General features: G+C 53.1%; 16 protein-coding genes. 8 read left to right on the plus strand and 8 right to left on the minus strand.

What is annotated here, in order from left to right; translation table 11 throughout:
- The first annotated feature begins 130 nt into the window (after window positions 1–130).
- The 6 genes from parE to QWY82_RS05010 all read left to right on the plus strand — a co-directional run bounded on the left by parE (window position 131) and on the right by QWY82_RS05010 (window position 4,937).
- The gene (parE, locus tag QWY82_RS04985) at window positions 131–2,017 is read left to right on the plus strand and encodes a DNA topoisomerase IV subunit B (RefSeq protein ID WP_290260439.1); all 1,887 of its coding nucleotides are present in this window, start codon (window positions 131–133) and stop codon (window positions 2,015–2,017) included.
- Window positions 2,018–2,039: 22 nt separating this feature from the next.
- A complete protein-coding gene (locus QWY82_RS04990; RefSeq protein WP_290260440.1) occupies window positions 2,040–2,636 on the plus strand; it encodes a DUF4136 domain-containing protein in 597 nt (198 codons plus the stop codon).
- Window positions 2,637–2,687: 51 nt separating this feature from the next.
- Window positions 2,688–3,335: an MBL fold metallo-hydrolase gene (locus QWY82_RS04995; protein ID WP_290260441.1), complete on the plus strand. Its 648-nt coding sequence runs from the start codon at window positions 2,688–2,690 to the stop codon at window positions 3,333–3,335.
- On the plus strand, window positions 3,336–3,773 hold the full coding sequence (locus QWY82_RS05000; RefSeq protein ID WP_290260442.1) for a hotdog fold thioesterase: 438 nt from the start codon (window positions 3,336–3,338) through the stop codon (window positions 3,771–3,773).
- Entirely contained in the window at window positions 3,770–4,489 is a 720-nt protein-coding gene (locus QWY82_RS05005) for a M48 family metallopeptidase (RefSeq protein ID WP_290260443.1), read from the plus strand. The genes QWY82_RS05000 and QWY82_RS05005 overlap by 4 nt, the downstream gene beginning before the upstream one ends.
- Window positions 4,490–4,574: 85 nt before the next feature.
- Window positions 4,575–4,937, plus strand: coding sequence for a DUF2750 domain-containing protein (locus tag QWY82_RS05010; RefSeq protein WP_290260444.1), 363 nt, complete (start codon window positions 4,575–4,577; stop codon window positions 4,935–4,937).
- Window positions 4,938–5,046: 109 nt separating this feature from the next.
- Here QWY82_RS05010 and QWY82_RS05015 read toward each other — a convergent pair whose 3' ends face one another.
- The 7 genes from QWY82_RS05015 to mnmH form a co-directional block, all read right to left on the minus strand.
- On the minus strand, window positions 5,047–5,529 hold the full coding sequence (locus tag QWY82_RS05015) for a hypothetical protein (RefSeq protein WP_290260445.1): 483 nt from the start codon (window positions 5,527–5,529) through the stop codon (window positions 5,047–5,049).
- A 126-nt stretch (window positions 5,530–5,655) separates the two neighbouring features.
- Window positions 5,656–7,890 carry a selenide, water dikinase SelD gene (gene selD / locus QWY82_RS05020; protein ID WP_290260446.1) on the minus strand — a complete coding sequence of 745 codons (2,235 nt, stop codon included), beginning with the start codon at window positions 7,888–7,890 and terminating at the stop codon, window positions 5,656–5,658.
- Between the two features lie 76 nt (window positions 7,891–7,966).
- Window positions 7,967–8,260: a hypothetical protein gene (locus QWY82_RS05025; protein WP_290260447.1), complete on the minus strand. Its 294-nt coding sequence runs from the start codon at window positions 8,258–8,260 to the stop codon at window positions 7,967–7,969.
- Window positions 8,261–8,500: 240 nt separating this feature from the next.
- Window positions 8,501–9,982, minus strand: coding sequence for a PhnE/PtxC family ABC transporter permease (locus QWY82_RS05030; RefSeq protein ID WP_290260448.1), 1,482 nt, complete (start codon window positions 9,980–9,982; stop codon window positions 8,501–8,503).
- A 1-nt stretch (window position 9,983) separates the two neighbouring features.
- Window positions 9,984–10,652: an ATP-binding cassette domain-containing protein gene (locus tag QWY82_RS05035; RefSeq protein WP_290260449.1), complete on the minus strand. Its 669-nt coding sequence runs from the start codon at window positions 10,650–10,652 to the stop codon at window positions 9,984–9,986.
- A gap of 4 nt (window positions 10,653–10,656) precedes the next feature.
- Window positions 10,657–11,526, minus strand: coding sequence for a putative selenate ABC transporter substrate-binding protein (locus QWY82_RS05040; protein ID WP_290260450.1), 870 nt, complete (start codon window positions 11,524–11,526; stop codon window positions 10,657–10,659).
- Between the two features lie 47 nt (window positions 11,527–11,573).
- Window positions 11,574–12,707: a tRNA 2-selenouridine(34) synthase MnmH gene (gene mnmH / locus QWY82_RS05045; RefSeq protein ID WP_290260451.1), complete on the minus strand. Its 1,134-nt coding sequence runs from the start codon at window positions 12,705–12,707 to the stop codon at window positions 11,574–11,576.
- A gap of 210 nt (window positions 12,708–12,917) precedes the next feature.
- Between mnmH and ppc the strand changes: the two genes are divergently transcribed.
- Window positions 12,918–15,533 (plus strand): phosphoenolpyruvate carboxylase, encoded by a 2,616-nt coding sequence (ppc, locus tag QWY82_RS05050; RefSeq protein WP_290260452.1) that lies wholly within the window; start codon window positions 12,918–12,920, stop codon window positions 15,531–15,533.
- A gap of 672 nt (window positions 15,534–16,205) precedes the next feature.
- On the opposite strand, the gene gss is transcribed toward ppc, so the two are convergent.
- Window positions 16,206–18,098, minus strand: a complete 1,893-nt coding sequence (gss, locus tag QWY82_RS05055; RefSeq protein ID WP_290260453.1) for a bifunctional glutathionylspermidine amidase/synthase — start codon at window positions 18,096–18,098, stop codon at window positions 16,206–16,208.
- Window positions 18,099–18,422: 324 nt separating this feature from the next.
- On the opposite strand from gss, the gene QWY82_RS05060 reads away from it, so the two are divergent.
- Entirely contained in the window at window positions 18,423–19,325 is a 903-nt protein-coding gene (locus QWY82_RS05060) for a cation diffusion facilitator family transporter (RefSeq protein ID WP_290260454.1), read from the plus strand.
- Window positions 19,326–20,496: the final 1,171 nt, after the last annotated feature.

Consider the following 20,496-nt stretch of genomic DNA (forward strand, 5'->3'; position numbering starts at 1 on the left):
CGCGCTAATACCGCGGCATGGGTGGCTTAAGCGCCGACCTTTTCCGGCCACACGGCTAAACACGCGGGTAGAAACTGGGGTATAGTGGAGCCCAGCAATTCCTCCCTAATCTCACTAAGCACGATGGCAGATGTCTAACTATAACGCCCAAGATATTGAAGTTTTAACGGGCCTAGACCCCGTTAAAAAGCGCCCGGGTATGTACACCGAAACTACCCGCCCCAATCACCTCGCCCAGGAAGTTATCGATAACTCGGTGGATGAGGCACTGGCCGGCCACGCTCGGCAAATTGATGTAACACTGCATAAAAATCAGTCGATTACGATTGTCGATGATGGTCGCGGCATGCCGGTGGATATGCACCCAGAGCAGAAGAAGCCGGGTGTCGAAGTGATTTTGTCGACCCTGCATGCGGGTGGAAAGTTTTCCAATAAAAACTACCAGTTCTCCGGCGGCTTGCACGGTGTTGGTATTTCTGTCGTCAATGCCTTGTCCGATCTGCTGGTTGTGACTATTCGTCGCGATGGTCAGGTTTACCAAATTAAATTTAGCAATGGCGATAAAACCCACGATCTCGAAGTGATCGATACCTGTGGCAAGCGCAACACCGGCACCAGTGTGCACTTCATGCCCAACCCGAGTTATTTTGATTCGGCCAAATTTTCAGTTACTCGGCTGCGCCATGTACTGCGGGCAAAGGCGGTTTTGTGCCCAGGCTTGAAAGTCACCTTTAAAGATGAGCAGTCAGGCGAAACCGATGAATGGTTTTATGAAGATGGCCTGTCGGATTATTTAAACGCGGCAACCCAGGGTTGGGAAACGCTACCGGCCACGCCTTTCGTCGGTACTTTTAGTGGCACCACCGAAGCCTGTGATTGGGCCGTGCAGTGGTTACCTGAAGGTGGTGAAGCGATTCAGGAAAGCTACGTTAACTTGATTCCAACTGCGCAAGGTGGCACCCATGTTAACGGCTTGCGCACCGGTCTATTGGAGGCCATGCGCGAGTTCTGTGAGTTCCGAAACTTGCTGCCGCGCGGGGTCAAGTTGGCGCCAGAGGATATTTGGAGTGCCTGCTGTTTTGTTTTGTCCTACAAGCATGCCGATCCACAGTTTTCCGGCCAAACCAAAGAGCGCTTATCGTCGCGCGAAGCGGCGGCGTTTGTCGCCGGTGTGGCCAAAGATAGTTTTAGTTTGTGGTTAAACCAGCACACCGAAGAGGGCGATCGGCTTGCCGAGGTGTGTATTACTAACGCACAAAAACGCGTGCGCTCGAGTAAAAAGGTTGCCCGCAAGCGCATAACTCAAGGCCCGGCACTACCCGGAAAGCTGGCTGATTGTTCGAGCGGCGAGCCCGAGCGCGGTGAGTTATTTTTGGTGGAAGGCGACTCAGCTGGTGGTTCTGCCAAGCAGGCGCGCGATCGCGAGTTTCAGGCCATCATGCCGCTGCGCGGCAAAATATTGAACACTTGGGAAGTGGATTCCACGGAAATTTTAGCCAGCCAAGAAGTCGACAATATAGCGGTGGCGCTCGGCGTTGAGCCAGCCAACGAAGACATCAGCGGTTTGCGCTACCATAAAATTTGCATTCTGGCCGATGCCGACTCAGACGGCTTACACATCGCAACGCTCTTGTGTGCGCTATTTTTACGGCACTTCCCTGCGCTAGTTAGGGCCGGTCATATTTATGTCGCCATGCCGCCGCTATACCGAATCGATTTGGGTAAGGAAGTTTTTTACGCACTAGATGATGCGGAGAAGCAGGGCATCTTAGATCGCCTGGTTGCGGAAAATAAAAAGGGCAAGCCGAATGTGCAGCGCTTTAAAGGTTTGGGTGAAATGAACCCGCTGCAATTGCGTGAAACCACCATGGCACCGGATACCCGGCGTCTCGTGCAATTGTTTGTCGACGGCGATGACGATACCCTACAGGTAATGGACATGATGCTGGCGAAAAAGCGCGCGAGTGATCGTAAACAGTGGTTAGAGGATAAAGGTAACCTGGCAGATATTGCCTAAGTCACAATTCATGGAGAAAAGTATGAAAGCGATAACGTTATTTTTTGTTGGGGTGATACTGGCGGCATTGTCGGCCTGTACCTCACTGCCCAGTGCGGAAACGGATTGGGATCAAAAATTCGATTTTACCAAGGTCAAAACCTATAGCTTTATCGATCGCGAAAAGCTTCGATCAATGACGCCCTTAACGGACGATATTACCCGCAACCGGATCGAGAATGCCATCGAGAAAAAAATGGCGGCGCAGGGCATCACCTTTGAGAAAGATCGCAGTAAAGCTGACACTCTGGTGAGCTACCACGTTACCACTAAAGATAAGCAAGACATTCAAACCTACAATGTGGGCGTCAATCATTGCTGGAATTGCGGCTGGGGTCGCGGTATGGGCATGGGAATGGGTGTTGGCACCACAGACGTGCGCGTGAAGGATTACACCGAGGGCACGTTAATTATTGACATGATTGACCCTTCAATTAATGAAGCGGTTTGGCGCGGTCAGCTCAGTGCCAAAATCAGCAATCTGAAAACTCAGCAAGAGCGTATCGATGCCATTAACTATGCGGTCGATACTATTTTGCAAACCTATCCGCCAGTACCTGATGCAGCGGCGGCAAAGTAATAAGTTTGATTGTGAAAAGGCCCTAGCGGCCTTTTTTAATGAGTAGATTTTATGTTGCAATATCGAATCATTCCGGTCACACCCTTTCAGCAAAATTGTTCCCTCGTGTGGTGTGATCAGACCAACAAAGCCGCGCTCGTCGATCCCGGTGGCGATGTGCATTTATTAAAACGCGCGGTGGCCGATGTCGGCGTGGAGTTAGAAAAAATCCTGTTAACTCACGGTCATTTAGATCATGTGGGCGGCACGGCACAGCTGGTACAAGAGCTGCAGTTGCCGGTTGAAGGGCCGCACAAAGAAGATGCTTTTTGGATAAACCAGTTACCCATGCAATGCCAAATGATGAACTTTCCGTTGGTACAAAATTTTACCCCCGACCGCTGGTTAGAGGGTAGAGATCAGGTCAGTGTGGGCAAGGAAGTGCTCGAAGTTCGATTCTGCCCCGGCCACACCCCGGGCCACGTGGTGTTCTATCACGCCGGGCGCAAGCTCGCCTTTGTTGGCGATGTATTATTTGCCGGTTCTATTGGCCGCACGGATTTTCCGCGCGGCGATTATGATACTTTAGTAAACGCGATTCGCCAGCAGCTCTGGCCGCTTGGCGACGAGGTGCAATTTGTGCCCGGCCATGGCCCTATGTCGACCTTTGGCCACGAGCGAAAAACCAACCCCTTTGTAGCTGATCACAGGTTTGGATAAATGAACGAACCCATCTGGAAAAGTGTGGCAACGCCGGCGCAGCTAAACGAACTGAATCGCAATACGGCGGCAGAATTTTTAGGCATCGAAGTGACAGAAGTCGGCACCGATTTTATTCGCGGCACCATGCCGGTTAACGAGCGCACGGTGCAGCCCATGGGGCTAGTGCACGGCGGCGTCAATGTCGTTTTAGCTGAAACGCTGGGTTCCATGGCGGCCAATATGGCGGTGGATACGCAAAAATATTTTTGCGTTGGGCAAGAGGTGAACGCCAATCACTTGCGCGGTGTGCGCGGCGGTTTGGTGACGGCCACGGCGCGTATGCGCTATCTGGGTCGCACCTCGCAGGTATGGGAAATTGAACTGTGCGACGAGCGAGGTCGGCTGAGCTGCATCTCGCGCCTGACCATGGCCGTAGTGGCACACGCTAAGTCATGAACGCAATGGCCTTACCCGACGCCGTGTTAGAGCGCTTGCAGATTAGCAGTTCAAGCCGGCGCAAAAGCATCGGCATAAAGGTTGGGCCAGAGGGCGTGCGGGTGCTGAAACCTAGCTCTGTGAGCCGCGCCGATGTCATGCGCTTGCTGCAGGGGCGTCGGCAATGGCTGCTAGAAAAGTTAGCGCTGCAACAACAGCGCCTAGACGAGCGGCCAGATCATCACTACGGCGATGGCGATAGTTTCGCTTTTTTGGGCCAGAATTTAAGCCTAAAAATTAGCCAGGGCGCGCGCGAAAACCGGGTTGTGCGCGAGGGCGATATACTCCTGATAAACCTGTCCTCCAGAGGCCGGAAGCCGGCAGCCGAAAGAGTGCGCGAGTTGCTTTGCCAGTGGTATATGGCGCAGGCCTTAGAGTATCTCGGGGCCTTGAGCCTCCGCTACGCCGAGCAGATAGGCCAGCGCGTGGGCAGTGTTAAGGTGAAACTTACCCGCTCTAAGTGGGGTCATTGCAGCCGCGCCGGTGACTTGCAATACAATTGGCTCATACTCTTAGCGCCGGTGCCGGTGATCGAATACCTGGTTGCCCACGAAGTGAGCCACCTAGTGCACATGAATCACAGCCGCGACTTCTGGCAGCAAGTGGCCGAGCTTTGCCCGGATTATTTAGCGTCGAGACGTTGGCTCAAACAGCAGGGTCATCGCTTGGTGATTTAATTCTCGGCTTGAATAGTGGTGCTGTTGCAGCGGGCATCAGTTATAGTAGCGGCGCGTACAATTTTTTAGTTTATGGGCAGTGCTGATGACCGATTTGAGCGATGATTTTGATGAAAATTACGACCGCTTCATTGCTGAAGTTGCCGAAAATGGCATCGTTTGGGGTTTAGAGGGCGAAGATGGTTTCGCGGTCTGCCCGTCATTGCGCCATGAAGATACCGACGTCATGCCCTTCTGGTCTAGTCAAGCGTTGGCCGAAGCTGTGTGCGTGGACGAGTGGGCGGTTTATAAACCGGTGCCTATCGATCTCGAAGAGTTTTTAGATGATTGGCTACCCGGTATGCACGAAGATATTATCATCGTCGGCGTTAACTGGAATGAAGACTTAGAGGGCGCCGAAGAAGAGCCGCTCGATTTGCTCGAAGACCTAGACGAAGAGTTGGGCTAGGTTTTTTTTCTACAGCAGGTGCAGCCTGTGCATCTGCTGCGCTCACTCAGAGCGCGTTTCCGATTTTATCGGTTCCGTTTTATCTCGCGTTTCGGTCACTCTTCACTCGTCATTGCTGTGAATGCGCAGTTTCGGTGCTTAAGGTTTCCCGCATTTCATCGAGTAATTGTTCAATCTCTTCGCTTTCTAGGTTGGGCCTAATCGGCTTTCTCAGCACTATCTGCTTGCGCTGGTTCACCAGAATTACTTTCGATTGTGTGTTCACCCCGTAGTGGCGCGATACAGACAGGGCATTGTTCAGTTGCTGTAACTCATTGGGTAGTTCGCCCAGCGGGCTTTGGCGCCACCCCGGCGTGGTTTTCAGTAGATACATTTTTACTTGCAGACGTTGCGCTTGTTGGTAGAGCTGGGTGACTTCGGTGTTGCAGGATTGGTCGCAGGCGGGGGTCCAAAAAAACAGCAGGCTGGCCTGCCCTTGGCTGTCGTTGTAAAACGAAATCGTCTGGCCACTTTGTTCTACCAGCAACCAATCAGGTGCACTGCGCAGCTCCTGAGCCGTCGCGGGCAAGCAGGCAAACAAAAAAAATTGCACAATCGAAAAGGTTATTAATCTACCGCCGCACCGCACCTTTACAACCTCATATACATCCGCGTTTCACATAGGTGTTTAGAGCCTAAAGCGACGCCAAAGTTCCGGTTAAAAACTTGTTTGCCAAGCTTAGACTTGCGGATATTTAAGGCTCACTAGATGCTTGGCGGCGGGCGTGACCTTGCCAATGACACTGGCGTTATAGCCGGCCTCAATAAGCGCTGCTAAGGCGCCGGCAGCTTGATTCGCCGGCAACCCGGCGAGCAGCCCGCCCGAAGTTTGCGGGTCGAACAGCAATTGCACGCGTGGCTTGGCGAGCTGTTGTTCAACCGCCTCTATGCCCGCCTGCAAACGCAAGTTGTGTGGTTGCAGGCTGCTGGTGATGCCCTCGGTCACGCAGGCCAGGGCGCCATCGAGTAAGGGGATTGCATCCAGCGTTAAGCGGGCAGAGAGGTGCGATGCTTTCAACATTTCCATCAAATGGCCGGCTAGGCCAAAGCCAGTCACATCGGTGCAGGCATGAGCACCCTTGGCGTGCAAAATATCCGCCGCGGCGCGGTTCGATTGCGCCATGTAAAACAGCGCCTGTGCAATCCACGGCCCTTGGCTAAAGCCGCGCGCCCGCGCGGCGAACAAGGCACCGGTGCCCAAGGGCTGGGTTAGGATCAGGTGGTCGCCCACCTCCAAGCCGGCCTTGGTCAGCATGCGGGTGTTGGCAATGCCGTTAACGGCAAAACCCATGCTGGCTTCTAAGCCCTCGCTGGTGTGGCCGCCGGTGAGCTGGCAGTTTTCCGCATTCAGAACTTTGAGCGCGCCCGCCATCAGCTGGCTGAGATCGCGCGCGGTGATGGCATCGCGGGCAAAGGGTAATGTCACCAGCGCCTGAGCGCTGTGGGGCGAGGCGTGCATGGCGTGTAAGTCACTGAGCGCGTGGTGCGCCGCTATTTGCCCCTGTAAGAACGGGTCGTCGATGATGGCGCGAAACTGATCGACGCTTTGCACGATGGTGGTGTCGGCATCAAAGCGCAGTGCGGCGGCGTCGTCCGGGTCGTCTAGGCCAATCAATACCTCGGGCCGGTTAACGGTTTCCAGCTCGGCTACCACTTTAGATAGGATATCGGCTCCCACTTTAGCGCCGCAGCCACCGCAGCGCATGGCCAGCTCACTCAAGGGCGGCGCGGCATCGTCGCCATCGCGCCACAGCGCCGGGGCGATGCTGCTAGCCTGCTGCGCTGGCATTGGCGCCAGCGCGCTAAACATGGCCATAAACTTGCGATCAATGCGATCTTTCCAGCGCCACACCCAGCGCCCGCTCAGCGTTGGCATAACGCCATTGGCGCGAGTGGCCATAGCGCTGCCGTCGCCGAGGGACAAGATACTCAAAAAGCTGGCTTGGGCTCGGTAGGCGCGCAGCGGTTGCTTGAGCAGCGTCGCTATTAGGTTGTTGAACAACACGGGCGCTTGGCGCACCGCGAACACCCCGGCCTTCGGGCGGGGCTGGTCGACCAGCGCCGCCGCATCGCCAGCGACAAACACATTATCGTGACTGGTGGATTGCAGGTGTTGGTTGACCTGGATAAAGCCCTGTGGGTCTAGCGCTAGGCCGCTATCGGCGAACCAAGGCGCCGCACTGGCGTTGGTACACCAGAAAATTTCGTCGGCCGCGTGGCTGTTATCGCGCTGGTCGATAAGCAAGTTAGGTTCCACCCGAGCGATAGCGTGATCGGGGAACAGCTTGACTCGCAAGCGCTCCAGTTGACGCTGCATCTTGGTTCGAAAGCTGGCACCGTAGCCCGGCAGTGGTTGCTGCTCGGGGAAGAACAAGGCTAGCTGAGCCTTTGGTGCTCGGGCGCGCAGTGCTGCACAAATCTCCACTGCCGCCGCGCCACCGCCCACCACAGCAATGGCCATGCTTGGGTTAGCGTGCAAGCGCTCGAGCAGTGTCAACCAGCGCGGGTACAAAGCGCTTATGGGCTTAACCGGCAGGCTGAACTGGGCGCTGCCGGGCACGCTGAGGCTGGGCGAGGCGCCGGTATTGATAGATAGCAGGTCAAATTCGAGCGCGGGCCGGTCGGCAAAGCGGATTTTCTTCGCCTCGAGATCGAGGCCAGTGCAGGCGGCACGAATAAAGCGCACCCCGGCGGCGCTGCAGAGCCGGTCCAAATCAATGTGGGCTTGTTCGAAACTATAGAGGCCGGCCATCAGGCCGGGCAGCATGCCGGAGTAGGGTGTGTACATCTCTGGCGACACCAGTGTCAGGCGAATGCCGGCGGTTGGCTGCATGCGCCAATAGCTAATCAGCAGGGCGTGGGCGTGGCCGCCGCCCAGCAGTACGAGGTCTTGCGCTATGGGTGTGTTATTCATGGCGCCGATTATAGCGCCACCGGGCCGGTGCAGCTGCTGTAAAGGCAGCGGTTAACGCAAATGTTAGCGCAATGGCTCAGTGCGCTGCCGGTGCGTCGAACACATAGTTGTGCAGAATATCCACTAGGTGGCTACACACATGGCTTTCCAAAAGCTCTAGCTGGCTGAACGCCGGTGTAATTTGGCGCTCTTGATTTTGCTCTTGGATGGTTAGGCGAAAGCTGTCGTAACCTTCTGCGGGCGACTGCATAACCTGAAAATTAAAATCTGTGCACAAGCGGCTTAGATGCGGGAAAGCAGACTCCTGTCTGGTCGCGATCTGAACTTCCCTGTCCCCTGCATGATGCTGAATTTGCTGGGAGAGCGGCATGTCGGTTTCACCCTTGGTGGCTAATTGAGTGGTCGGTTGCGATTGTTATGCTGGGCTAGCCTCTGCTCGCCGAGCTTGTGCTTTTAGATGTTTTCGCTCTAAAAAAGCAGGTTTTATATGTAAAGCAAACCGACACCGATACTAACACTGGAGCAAAAAGAACTGCAATGAGGACCCCTTGGTCAGCGCATAAAGCAACAGCTTTGCTGCATAAATGTACAAAAATCCCAGTTTTTGGGGTTATTCGTTGGTCTCCGGAGTGGTTTTTAACGCTAAAAAGCCCCTGAGTTTATGGGCGAAGTGATCTGCGCCTAGGGTTAGCAGGCTAGAGACGGCAATCAGTATCCACGCCACGTCAAAGCGCAGGGCCTCGAAGGCCGAATCGATATAAAAGCCAAGGGTTGGGATGCCCAAAATACCCAGCATCGCCGTTTCCCGGATGATGATTTCCCAGCGGTAGAGTAGATAGGCGAGAAAGGAGCGGTAGAGCGACGGAACCACGTAAAAACAAAAGCGGCTGAAGGTATTGGTGTCAAAACTGGCGGCCGGCAAACCCGAGCTGTGCTGGCCGAGTAAGTGGGCAATGATGGCGCCGTTGTGCAACCCCATGGCCAGTATGGCCGGTAGCATCGAGGGCCCAAGTAAGAGCAGGCCCAAAAAATTCAACAGGTATTCGGGCAGCGTGCGCAGCAAAATTAACCAGGCATCGCCTACTCGACGCAGGCCCGGCCGCAGAAAAAGCGGCGAATTTAACGGCAGCCAAAGCAGGCTCAGGATGCCGGTTAGCAGCAAGACAATTTGCGCCAGCAATACGGTGTTAAACAGCCCCGGTAAAATTTGTTGGGCGGAAATCTTCAGCCACCATTGCAGCGATTGCGCGGGCGACAATTCATAGCGCCAAGGGGTTGGCAGCAAATCTCCTAAGAACTGTTGCGCCATGCGCACATCCCAATGGAATTCGATCGGCACCAAGTAAAACAACGCTGGAATGGCGAATAAAAGCATTAGCGGCTTTAACCAAAAGCGCAGGCTCACTACCAAGCAAATTAGCGCGTAAATTAGCGCGCTGGCGTGGCTATAGTTACCTTGGCGCAGCGCCGTTTCGAGCAAAAAGCCGAGTGTGGGCAGCCCGATAAACCCGAGCACGATGGATGAGCGCAGTGCGCACTCCAACCGATAGCTGGTGTAGTGGCGCATGGGCGCCCACACCAACGGCAACTTGGTAAATAAAAAATGGCTGAAACTTTGTTGCGCCGTGAGTGCGCAGGCGAGCGCGGGTTTGGGATCAATTTCTTCGAGTTGCTCGCCATAAATTTTCGTCAGCGTGCCGGTATAGGGCAACACTAGGGCGAGCAAACCCGCTAGCGATGTTAAACCGAAAATTTGAATGAATAGCAGCGCCCAAAAAACTTCGTGAATAGAGCGTAGAAACGCCGCCATTAAACGAATGGCTTTTTTTCGATACCAAAGTGCGAGGGTAAAACCGGCCATGGCCGCAAGGGTAATACCTTGCACGGCGAAGGCGAGGGTGTTGAGCAGCGCCTGAAAAAACCTTGGCCAGTGTTGAACACTCGGGCTGATAAATCCCCGAGCCATAGCGCCCACTTCATGCCAAGGATTAACATGGGTGATATCAATATCGGCAAAGGCTAAACACACCAAGCCGATCAGCGCGAAGTATAAGCTGACCTGTCTTAAGCTGCGTGCCGCGGGCGCCGTCATGTTATTGATAAAGCTGTGTTAGATCTTGCAGCTGCAAAGATTTACTCGCCGCGTCGAGCACAATTTTTCCATCGGCTAAACCGATAACCCGATCGCACAAACTAAGCGCCAGCTCTACGTGGTGTAAGGCGATAACGCTGGTATCGTGTTGCGCTAAAAAAGACGTTAACAGCAAGCGCCCCTGTTCGGCATCGAGTGCCGATACCGGTTCGTCGGCCAGCAGAGCGCGCCGGCGTTGATACAGGGCCCGGCCTATGCCAACCCGCTGTTGTTGCCCGCCGGATAACTCGCCGGCCTTTTGCCAAAGCTGTTGTTGCAACTGCAGTTGGCTGGCAATGGCGCCTATCTCTTGTTGCACTATCGCGCTGGGGAAAAACAGATTGCGTAAATTGGTTAGGTTGCTGTGCCGCGTTAAGCCGCCGGCATAGATGTTGTGAAACAAGCTGAGTTGTGCCACCAAGGCGGGTTGTTGCGGGCACCAGGCACATTGGTTAAGTAGCTGCTCGCGCAGGTAACCGAGCAAGGTGCTTTTGCCGCTGCCGCTCTTGCCCAGCAGCGCAACGCGCTCGCCCTGACGAATACTCAAGGAAATATCCTCGAGTACCGTCAGTGGCTCGGCGCTATTGCCATAGCGCAGCCTGGCACCTTGGCACTTGAAAAAAACGCTCACAGTGTTACCAGTCGTTCATCAAATCCAGCGCTTTTGCCGTGGTTTCGATGGGCTGATAAAAATCGTTATTGGTGGGCACAAATTTTGTGCGCGGAAAACTGTTTAACAATTTTTCATCGCTCAAGGTTAGCAGCGCCTGACTGAGCTTGGCGCTAAAACCTTGGCCATACTGCGCGTCCACGTCGCCGCGCAGGCTCCATTGGTAATCTGGGTAGGTGGGGGTGGTCCAAATAACCTGTACTTGTTGGGTGTCGACTTCGCCATTGGCCAGCGCTTGATCCCAAACAGAATAATTCAACGCGCCCACTTGGTAAGCGCCCGATTGCACCAGCGCTAGCGTGCGCGAGTGATCACCGCTGAAACCGACGCGGGAAAAAATCGCCTCCGGTGCCGCAGAAAACGCTTCGCGCAAATAAAACTCCGGCATTAACCGGCCAGAGGTGGAGCCTTTAGAGCCGAAGGTAAAGGTTTTGCCTTTCAACGCCGGGCTTAAGGTGTCACTGGCAGATAGGCCGGCGCTTTGGTGGGCAATAAAATAGGTTTTGAAAAATTGATCTTCATAACCTTGCGCGATAGCGACAGAGCCGGGTACCAAGGCTCTAGCTTGAACGCCAGACAAGCCACCAAACCAAGCCAATTGCACTTGATTGTTACGGAAGGCGGTAATGGCCGCTGGGTAGCTTTTCACCGGAATGTATTTTACCTCTACACCTAATTCGGCACTGAGATATTTCGCCATTTCGCCAAAGCGCTCAATGAGTTGGCTTTCGTTTTGATCGGGAATAGCAGTAAAGGTAAAAACAGGCTGGGTTTTCTCGGCAGCGGAGAGGCCAAGAGAAACGAGCAGCGCTGCTAAAGCAGTCAATAACCGCACGGTACTTCTCCTTAGTTGGGGATAAAACTTTTTTTGTTAAATACAATTTAACTATTCAGTAACGGGTGATTCTCCAATTGGATGAATTCGTTGGCCCACTCGATATACTCTTTGGCCGGGCCACGGAAAATTTCTCGGCCCTGGCGCAAGCCCTTTTGATAATCGTACATAGGGTCGTAATAATCCACCAGCAAGGTTTCAATGCCGGGCCTGAAGCCGTCGGTATCACCGGTGCGGAAAAACAACGCGAGGGCCGCGCTAAATTGGCTAAACAGTAGATCGAACTTGTCGCCGCCAAGGCGCTTGCGAATGCGCGACAAATTATCGAGTACCTGAGCCCGAAAAGCCTGTTCGGCCAGCGCCGCGTCTTGGTCAAAAAAAGCAAGATACTTTGGCCAGGCCTCGGTTACATAATCGGCCAGCGCAATATCAATGCGCTCGTCAATGGGCGTTTCCAGTATCGCTAGAGGCGATTGCTGCATGCGCGCTTTCAGGTTTAATGGCAGCGAAATACGGCCGATGAGTTTGCCTTCATCTTCAACGAAGACGGCCTGCTTGTGGTTCCAGTTGAGCAATTTCATTAGGCCGATGCTGACCTGGTTTTCAAAATCAATTTGGCTGGGTTGGTCGTCCACTTGGCGGCCGAAGGCGCTGCCGCGATGATTCGCCAACGCCTCTAAATCGAGTTGGCGCTGCAAGTGCGAGAGCAGCAAGGTTTTGCCGCTGCCGGTGCGGCCGCTGACTAACACCAAAGGCGCAATGGCTGTGTTGGTTTCTAACTCGTCGATCAGGAAGCGACGCATGGCTTTGTAGCCACCCACCACCAGTGGATAGTCTAATCCAGCTTCCTTGAGCAGCTGCTGTGAGAGTCGCGAGCGCAAGCCGCCGCGAAAACAGTAGAGAAAGCCGCTGGGGTGAGCTTGTGCGTGTGCTAACCAAGCCGCTTGGCGTGCGGCTTTTATCTCTGGTGTGGCAATTTGCCAGCCGAGGGCGATAGCCGCATCTTGGCCCTGCTCTTTATAGCGGGTGCCCACATCGGCGCGCTGGTTGTTGTCCAGCAGGGGGATATTAACCGAGCTAGGAAAGGCCCCGCGGTCAAATTCAACCGGCGCACGCACGTCCATCAAGGGCAGATCCTCGAGGAATAGACGGCGATAATCGTCGGTATTGGGGCGCGTCATAGCATGGGTCGGCAGTATATTAGGCGGCTGAGTTTACTGAATCGAACTGTCCAGCACCAGCACACTGCGAAAACGCGGCAGCGCTGGTACAATGCGCTCGCCCAAAAAAAAGGGCAGTTTGCATGGGCGAGACGTGTAAACCCGATACAAGCTCCGCTAGAGGGCGTCATTTTTCACAGGAATGAGTCGCAAGGCTCGCAGGAGTAAGTCATGAGCGCGCTGCGCAATCAGGTAAAGGCACTGGGCACCCTATTGGGGCAAACCATTGCTGAAGACAAAGGGCCAGAGTGTTTAGCTCTCATTGAATCTATCCGCTTGCAAGGCAAGGCGATCGACGGTGGCGATCAAAAAGCGCTGCTGTCGTTGATGGGAAAAATTTCCGAAGGCGATGATGAAACGCTGCTAACCATCGCGCGCGCCTTTAGCCAGTTTCTCAACATGGCCAATATTGCCGAACAAATTTACACAGTGTCGGATGAGGCGCAGAGCCTCATTGACAGGCCCGATCCTTTCGCCAGCTTGCAAGCGCAGTTCGACGCCAAGCACTGGCATAAATCAGATTTCGCCAAGGCCATGGCGAGCTTGCATATCGACCTAGTGCTCACCGCGCACCCAACGGAAGTGACACGCCGCACCCTCATTCACAAATACCGGGAAATTGAAGCCCAGCTGCGCCGTGGCGCCGATGCCGATAATGAGCGCATTCAAGAGCTGATGGCGCAAGACTGGCACACCAACTCTATTCGCCGCATTCGCCCCACCCCGGTGGACGAAGCCTCTTGGGGTTTGGCGGTAATCGAAGATTCGCTCTGGACTGCATTGCCACTGTTCATGCGCCAGCTCGACCAACATGCGCAGGCTATCACCGGCGAGCCATTACCTTTGGCCACCGCGCCGGTGCGCATGAGCTCATGGATGGGCGGCGATAGAGACGGCAACCCCTTTGTGACCGCCAAGCTCACCCGCGAAGTGATTGCCATGTCGCGCGCCAAAGCGGCTGAGCTGTACGGCAAAGATTTAGAGCAGCTGTCCATGGAATTATCCATGATGGACGCGAGCCCCGGTTTGATTGCCGCGCTGCCTGAAGAACATAAAAATTCCGAGCAACCCTATCGCGAATTAATTCGCCCGCTGCGCAAATTATTGGCTGTTACCCGCGAGCAAATGGAAGCGCAGGCGCGCACCGGCAAAGCGACCAACACGCAGGTACCGTTGCTTGAAAACGCGCAGGAACTTATTGCGCCGCTGCATTTGTGTTACCACAGTTTGATGGAATGCAATCTCGCCAGCATCGCGCGCGGTAATTTGCTCGACGTGATTCGCCGCATTCAATGTTTTGGTGTGGGTCTGATTCGCTTAGACATTCGCCAGCACTCAGAGCGCCATAACGATGTGCTATCAGAGCTAACGCAATTCTTGGGCTTGGGCGACTACTTAAATTGGAGCGAGGCCGAGCGTCAAACTTTCTTGCGCGCAGAATTAGATAATCGTCGACCACTGGTGCCGGCCGATTGGGCGCCGAGTTCCGATGTGGCCGAAGTGTTGGATACCATTTCCGTCATCGCGCAAACGCCGGCAGAAATGATGGGCATTTACATCATCTCCATGGCCAGCCAGCCGTCTGATGTACTATTGGTGCAACTGCTGCAAAAAGCTTGCGGCATTCGCGCGCCGCTGCCGGTGGCGCCATTATTTGAAACCCTCGAAGATTTGGATAACGCCGAGCAAGTCATGACCGACTTGCTGGCCATGCCCGGTTACAAAGAGCGCAGCAAAGGCCATCAATATGTGATGATTGGCTATTCAGATTCGGCCAAAGATGCCGGCGTGTTAGCCGCCTCTTGGGCGCAATATCGTGCGCAAGATGCGTTAATTAAATTGCACCAACGGGAAGATTTAAAACTCACCTTGTTCCATGGTCGCGGCGGCGCTATCGGCCGTGGCGGCGGCCCGGCACACGGCGCGATTTTATCCCAGCCACCGGGTTCGGTGACTGGTGGTTTGCGTGTTACCGAACAGGGCGAAACTATTCGCTATAAATTTGGTATGCCGAAACTTGCGGTGCGCAGTCTATCGCTCTACGCCAGCGCCATTCTCGAAGCCTTATTGGCGCCGCCACCAGAGCCAAAACCCGAGTGGCGCGATTTGATGGACAGCATGTCGGAAAAAGCCTGCAAAACTTACCGCAGTTATGTGCGCGAGCAGCCAGACTTTGTGCGTTATTTCCGCCAGGGCACACCCGAGCAAGAACTGGCGCAATTGCCCTTGGGCAGCCGCCCGGCGAAACGCAAATCCACCGGCGGCATCGAATCTCTGCGCGCCATCCCGTGGATTTTCGCCTGGACCCAAAACCGCCTCATGCTGCCAAGCTGGTTAGGTTTTGGCACCGCCTTGGAAGACGCATTGCAACATAACGCCGAGCCACTGCTGAAAGATATGCAAGCGCATTGGCCCTTCTTCCGCTCGCGTTTAGCGATGATGGAAATGGTGTACAGCAAATCTAATGCAAAAATCTCCGCACTCTACGATGCCAAGTTAGTTGAAAAAGAACTGATAGGCATGGGTGAAGATTTGCGCAATTTGTTAACCACGGATATCAGTACGCTACTCAAGTTTTTGGGCCAATCGACGCTGTTAGAAAAAGATGGCTGGGGCCAGCAATCGCTGGATGTGCGCCAGAGTTATTTAGTGCCTTTGCATTTGCTGCAGATAGAATTGCTCGCGCGGGTGCGCGCCAGTCACGATGAAAATCAGGTCAGCGACTGCAACAGAGCGCTCATGGTATCCATGACCGGTATTGCGGCTGGTATGCGCAACACGGGTTAATCGATTGCAGCTGATGTAAAAAAGCCGCGCTAAGTGCGCGGTCAGTCTGTTGAAAAAGGGGTGTTACTTTACGTGAGAGGGCGGGCAATAGGACAAACATTTTGGGGGCGCGTAAATACGTCCCTGTAGCTCGACGGCGCCGTCCATGGCGCCAACGCCCCAAAATATTCATCCTATTACCCGCCCCGAATTTTCAAACTTTGGGTGCTATACCGAATTTAGCCGCGCACTTAGCGCGGCTTTTTTCTGAAAAAGGGGTGTTACTTTACGTGAGCGGGCGGGCAATAGGACAAACATTTCGGGGACACGTAAATACGTCCCTGTAGCTCGACGGCGCCGTCCATGGCGCCAACGCCCCGAAATATTCATCTTATTACCCGCCCCGAATTTTCAAACTTTGGTTGCTATACCGAATTTAGCCGCGCACTTAGCGCGGCTTTTTTCTGAAAAAGGGGTGTTACTTTACGTGAGCGGGCGGGCAATAGGACAAACATTTCGGGGACGCGTAAATACGTCCCTGTAGCTCGACGGCGCCGTCCATGGCGCCAACGCCCCAAAATATTCATCCTATTACCCGCCCCGAATTTTCAAACTTTGGGTGCTATACCGAATTTAGCCGCGCACTTAGCGCGGCTTTTTTCTGGAAAATTTTTAACTTGAGACGCTTTTCTTCTATAAGTCGTCATCTTCCACCAGGCGCAGCGGCAGCAAATCGCTATTGGTGGTAATGATTAAGGATTTATCAACCCTTACGCAGGCGCCGGCGTATTTTCCCGCCACGGAAAACGTGCACACTTGGGTTTTATAGCCATCTATTTCCGGTAGTTTATACAGCGCTTGGTAAATTTGATCTTGCGAGTCGAATTTGCCTTCCGTTTCTTTTAATACCTGCGCATTTTTATCGAATAAACTGATGTTATAACCGCAGCGCCCGGCGATGGGTTTAGTCACATAGCCTTGGCTGGCGAGTTCATCGGTGAGGCTAAACTGTGAATTCAATAGGTAGGGGTGGTTGGGAAATATATGCCACAGAATCGGCAATATGGCTTTGTTGCTGGGAATTAACGTCCAAAAAGGTTCGTACACCATCACGTCTGGCCGCAGCAGTAAGTCGACTAAACGCGGTGCGAGATGTTCATCATCGGCATGGCGCAGTTGTGGCTGTCGATCATCGGCTTCGCATTCGGCCCGTATTTGATCCAGCGCCGTTTCCCACGCCCAGGTTTTCCACACGCAGCGAATGGCTTCGCCGTCTGTGTCAATAATATCGCCGGTATCATTCCAGCGTAAATCCGTCATGCCTTTAACGACTTTGGTGCGAATGCCGGCGGCGGTTGCCGTGGCGCGAATAAACTGCGCGTGATAGGTCTCTTCTAAATCTGTGTCTTGCAGAATGTGCAGCCCAGAGTCGATGCCGCTGTTGGCCCAGGCCTGTTGCAGTTGCGCGGCGAGGTTTGCGCCTGGGTCTGTGCCTTCGGTCACGCCAAAGTGCGCCGCCCATTTACCTTGGATGCGCCCAGCTTCCGTGTGGCAAGAGGCCGAGTCGGCGTTGTATTCGTAAACCTTAATGCCTTTATCTGTCACGCAAAAATCAAACCGGCCGGTAATCATTTGGCCTTTGCGGTTATCCCAAGACTTGCGCAAGCGCGGCCATAAGCATTTAGGAATATTAAATTTTTCGAGCAGGGCATCGTCTTGCAGCACCGCTTGGGTGGCATGCATGAACATTAAATGCAGCTCGTTGGTGGCGCGGGTGAGTTCCTGCTCGGCCGTTTCAGACAGTCGAAAATACCGATACTGCTCCTGTTCAATGCCAGAGGAATTTAGCAGGTGCCCGTGCATGGCGCTGATATAAGCGGCCTCGGTTTTGTCTTGCGGATCGAGCCAGGGCTTGGTGTGTTGGCCAGCCATGGTTGCAAGGGTTGTGTTTAAGTTAAATAGCAACGGCTGCCGAATTGTGCGGGGCGCAGCATGACGATCATCGCCGGTTTGAATAACCCAGCCGAGCACCTGGGTGTTTGCAAAGCTTGCTTCAATATAAAAGCCGCCGTCCGCATTGCGCGATAGTTTCAGCTCCCGCGACCAATGTTGCTGCTCAGGTAATTTTAAGTGGCCGACATTTTGTTCGGCGAAGCGAATGCAATCGTCGAATACATCGGTTACCACCGCAACGTGGCCAGTCACTTCAAACTCGCCACCCTCGCGCCAAATTAATAAGCAACCGGGCTCCGGTGGCCGCTGGCTGCCATTGGCAAACGAGTGTAGTGGTAATAGCTCGTTATCTGTCAGCCGGGTCACGTGGTGTAAATCGAAGATGTCATAGGCCATGGCAACGTCGTCAAACACATAGCCGTAATTAACATAGAGCCAGCGCCGGGCGAATTCCACGCACTGCCATTTGTAACCCATGTAAACGCCATCCAGTTCGCTGCGGTAGGCGGCGCGGCTTGGGTATTCGCGTTTATCGGCACTTGGGTAGTGGGAGGAATAGATAGCAACGTGGCCAGGCGAGTAGCCTAATAGCGTGCCAAATTTTTCCGGTACTAGCGGGGCTTGATCAGACATAAATGCACCTCAATGGTGGCTCGCATCATCAGCAATTTGCCGAGACTCTTCAAGTAGCTGAGGCATTACATTTGGCTGAGGCTCTTTAGTAGGCTGAGGCTCTTTAGTAAGCTGACGTCCTTCAGTTGGCTGAGGGCAAAGTAGCTGGGCTACAAATGGCCTAGAAATCTATGCGCAAATTGAAGGGGGGTGGTTGTCTAGTTCAGCCAAGCAAAAAGCGGTTTGTACCAGCCTCTACATTTGGGTTAGTTTAATCTGCCTAGGGGTGTTCTACACTGTCGCTATGCATAGCCCAAGGGGAGGGGTGTTGTGAAAGAAAAACGCATGAGAAAAGAACAGAAGGCGCTGCGCATATCTCTATTCGGCGTCGTCTTCTTTGTCGCCCTCGCCTTGGGCTTCGCCGTTTATACCGGCTCAGACGCCATCCTGTTTGACGGTATCTATTCGCTGGTGTCTTTCGCCACCGCGCTGTTAACCATTAAAGTGGCGAAGCTGGCCGAGCGGCCAGACGACGACAACTTCCACTTTGGCTACACCACCCTCGAGCCAACGCTGAATTTATTCAAATCTTTAATCACTATTGTGGTGTGTGTTTACGCAGCCGTGGAGGCTTTGCAACGGTTCTTAACCGGCGGCACCGAGGCCGAATACGGCTGGGCTGTGGTCTACGGTTTACTGGCAACTTCAGGCTGTTTTATTGTTGCCATGCTGTTGCGCAAATACGGCCGCGATAGCCGTTCAGACTTAGTCAATGTGGAATCAAAGGCGTGGTTTGTGGATGCGCTGTTAAGCGCCTCTGTGTTGTTAGGCTTCATCTTTGCCTGGACAATTTCCAAATCCAGCTACGCCCATTACGCGCCCTATGTAGACCCACTGTTGTTAATGATCATAGTGGCGCTGGCGCTGCCCATACCCGGCAAAATATTCCTCAACAGCCTGCGCGAAGTCATCGTCATGGCACCGCCACCAGATGTGGTTGATGAAATAGGCGAGCGCCTCATCCCAACCCTCGCCCACGTCCCACACGACCTGATCGAATACCGCGTCAACAAACGCGGCCGCAACACATATCTATTGGTGCACGTATTGGTGTCTGATGAGTTTGAATTACACTCAATAGAAAAGCTCGATGACATCCGGCGCAAGAGCAGCGCGCAGATGAAGGAATGGAATCCAGAAATAGTCATGGATGTATTGTTTGTTAAGGATAAAACCCTCATTTATTAATCGACAAACGCGCTCGGTATTGAATCGCTAGATATAAACGCTAGGAAGCGATTTTGGCACACCTATAACACGTTACATAAAAACATCTTATTGCATCTGTCTTATGCGATCATTCAACCATAGTGCCGGCTACCCAATACCTATGGAGCTAGCCACTGAGCGCCGGCATTTTCGCTAAAACCGAGGCTCAGCCAAACTGCGCACCCCATACGTACACTGGCCTAGGAAGTCTTATTTTTTTATACCCCCAATCCAACATACTTTGTATCTCAGCAAAATCTGGATCATGAATTCGATTCCAACGCGTTAGGCCGGAATTTGGATCAAAAAGAACGGTTCCTTCATCGCTATGCCATAAAAGACAGGCATGATTTCCAAACCAAGAGAATACATTCACGTAACTAAGTATTGAGTACCGAGTGCAGTAGCCAGCATTTGCATTGATATTACACATGACAATAATCGGACGACTGCTCTCCAGAGGTGGCTTGGTATTAGTGCGTCGATCCTGGTCTTCATGCTTTTGCTTAGAAATCCCTGAATTCATTACTCTTGATATTTTGTTTCTAAGTTCGCTAGAGATGGTATTGTAGACAGTATCAATATCGCGTTTATGCCTAATGGTCTTCGCAAGGTATGCGCACATTCCATAGCAAATGCCTCCTCCAATTGTTACATTCTGTCTGCCCTGTTCAAACCTTAAGTACTCATCCGGCCTTATCATAGAACCTCCTTTTTCAATGAAAACATTATTGCTCTACGACAACATTGTGTAGGTGCCGCCTAAACTATAATCTAGCGTGCTGTACGCACCATTCACTCCTTTAGTAAGGTCAAAGGATTGGTTTGATCTTAAAATCCAAAATGCCGTGAGTATGGCGATGCGGCGTAGGCGTTATACGTTGAAGCGTTCCCGAAACGAAGTTTTTATTCACTACCCATAGTAGGCAGTAAATGCAGATTAGAACACGCTAACATTGTCTGCAATCCTAGGATTTAATAAACCAAACTTTATCATTATCGATAAACCGTGTTGCTCCTATAACCAAACACAATCATCGCACTTCTCGCTTCAATTATTCCAGAAGATAATTAAGGTACTTTGTGCTGATCTATTTAACGGAAATAACGAATTATCTGCTTAGGTCAGAAGGAAAGATCTGGCCAATTT

Origin of the sequence: Simiduia curdlanivorans (assembly GCF_030409605.1) — a bacterium.
Classification (GTDB): domain Bacteria; phylum Pseudomonadota; class Gammaproteobacteria; order Pseudomonadales; family Cellvibrionaceae; genus Simiduia; species Simiduia curdlanivorans.

Excerpts from the sequence above, each read along its gene's own strand:
- parE (WP_290260439.1), top strand. The coding sequence starts at position 131 with ATGTCTAACTATAACGCCCAAGATATTGAAGTTTTAACGGGCCTAGAC.
- QWY82_RS04990 (WP_290260440.1), top strand. The coding sequence starts at position 2,040 with ATGAAAGCGATAACGTTATTTTTTGTTGGGGTGATACTGGCGGCATTG.
- QWY82_RS04995 (WP_290260441.1), top strand. The coding sequence starts at position 2,688 with ATGTTGCAATATCGAATCATTCCGGTCACACCCTTTCAGCAAAATTGT.
- QWY82_RS05000 (WP_290260442.1), top strand. The coding sequence starts at position 3,336 with ATGAACGAACCCATCTGGAAAAGTGTGGCAACGCCGGCGCAGCTAAAC.
- QWY82_RS05005 (WP_290260443.1), top strand. The coding sequence starts at position 3,770 with ATGAACGCAATGGCCTTACCCGACGCCGTGTTAGAGCGCTTGCAGATT.
- QWY82_RS05010 (WP_290260444.1), top strand. The coding sequence starts at position 4,575 with ATGACCGATTTGAGCGATGATTTTGATGAAAATTACGACCGCTTCATT.
- selD (WP_290260446.1), bottom strand. The coding sequence starts at position 7,890 with ATGAATAACACACCCATAGCGCAAGACCTCGTACTGCTGGGCGGCGGC.
- QWY82_RS05025 (WP_290260447.1), bottom strand. The coding sequence starts at position 8,260 with ATGCCGCTCTCCCAGCAAATTCAGCATCATGCAGGGGACAGGGAAGTT.
- QWY82_RS05030 (WP_290260448.1), bottom strand. The coding sequence starts at position 9,982 with ATGACGGCGCCCGCGGCACGCAGCTTAAGACAGGTCAGCTTATACTTC.
- mnmH (WP_290260451.1), bottom strand. The coding sequence starts at position 12,707 with ATGACGCGCCCCAATACCGACGATTATCGCCGTCTATTCCTCGAGGAT.
- ppc (WP_290260452.1), top strand. The coding sequence starts at position 12,918 with ATGAGCGCGCTGCGCAATCAGGTAAAGGCACTGGGCACCCTATTGGGG.
- gss (WP_290260453.1), bottom strand. The coding sequence starts at position 18,098 with ATGTCTGATCAAGCCCCGCTAGTACCGGAAAAATTTGGCACGCTATTA.
- QWY82_RS05060 (WP_290260454.1), top strand. The coding sequence starts at position 18,423 with ATGAGAAAAGAACAGAAGGCGCTGCGCATATCTCTATTCGGCGTCGTC.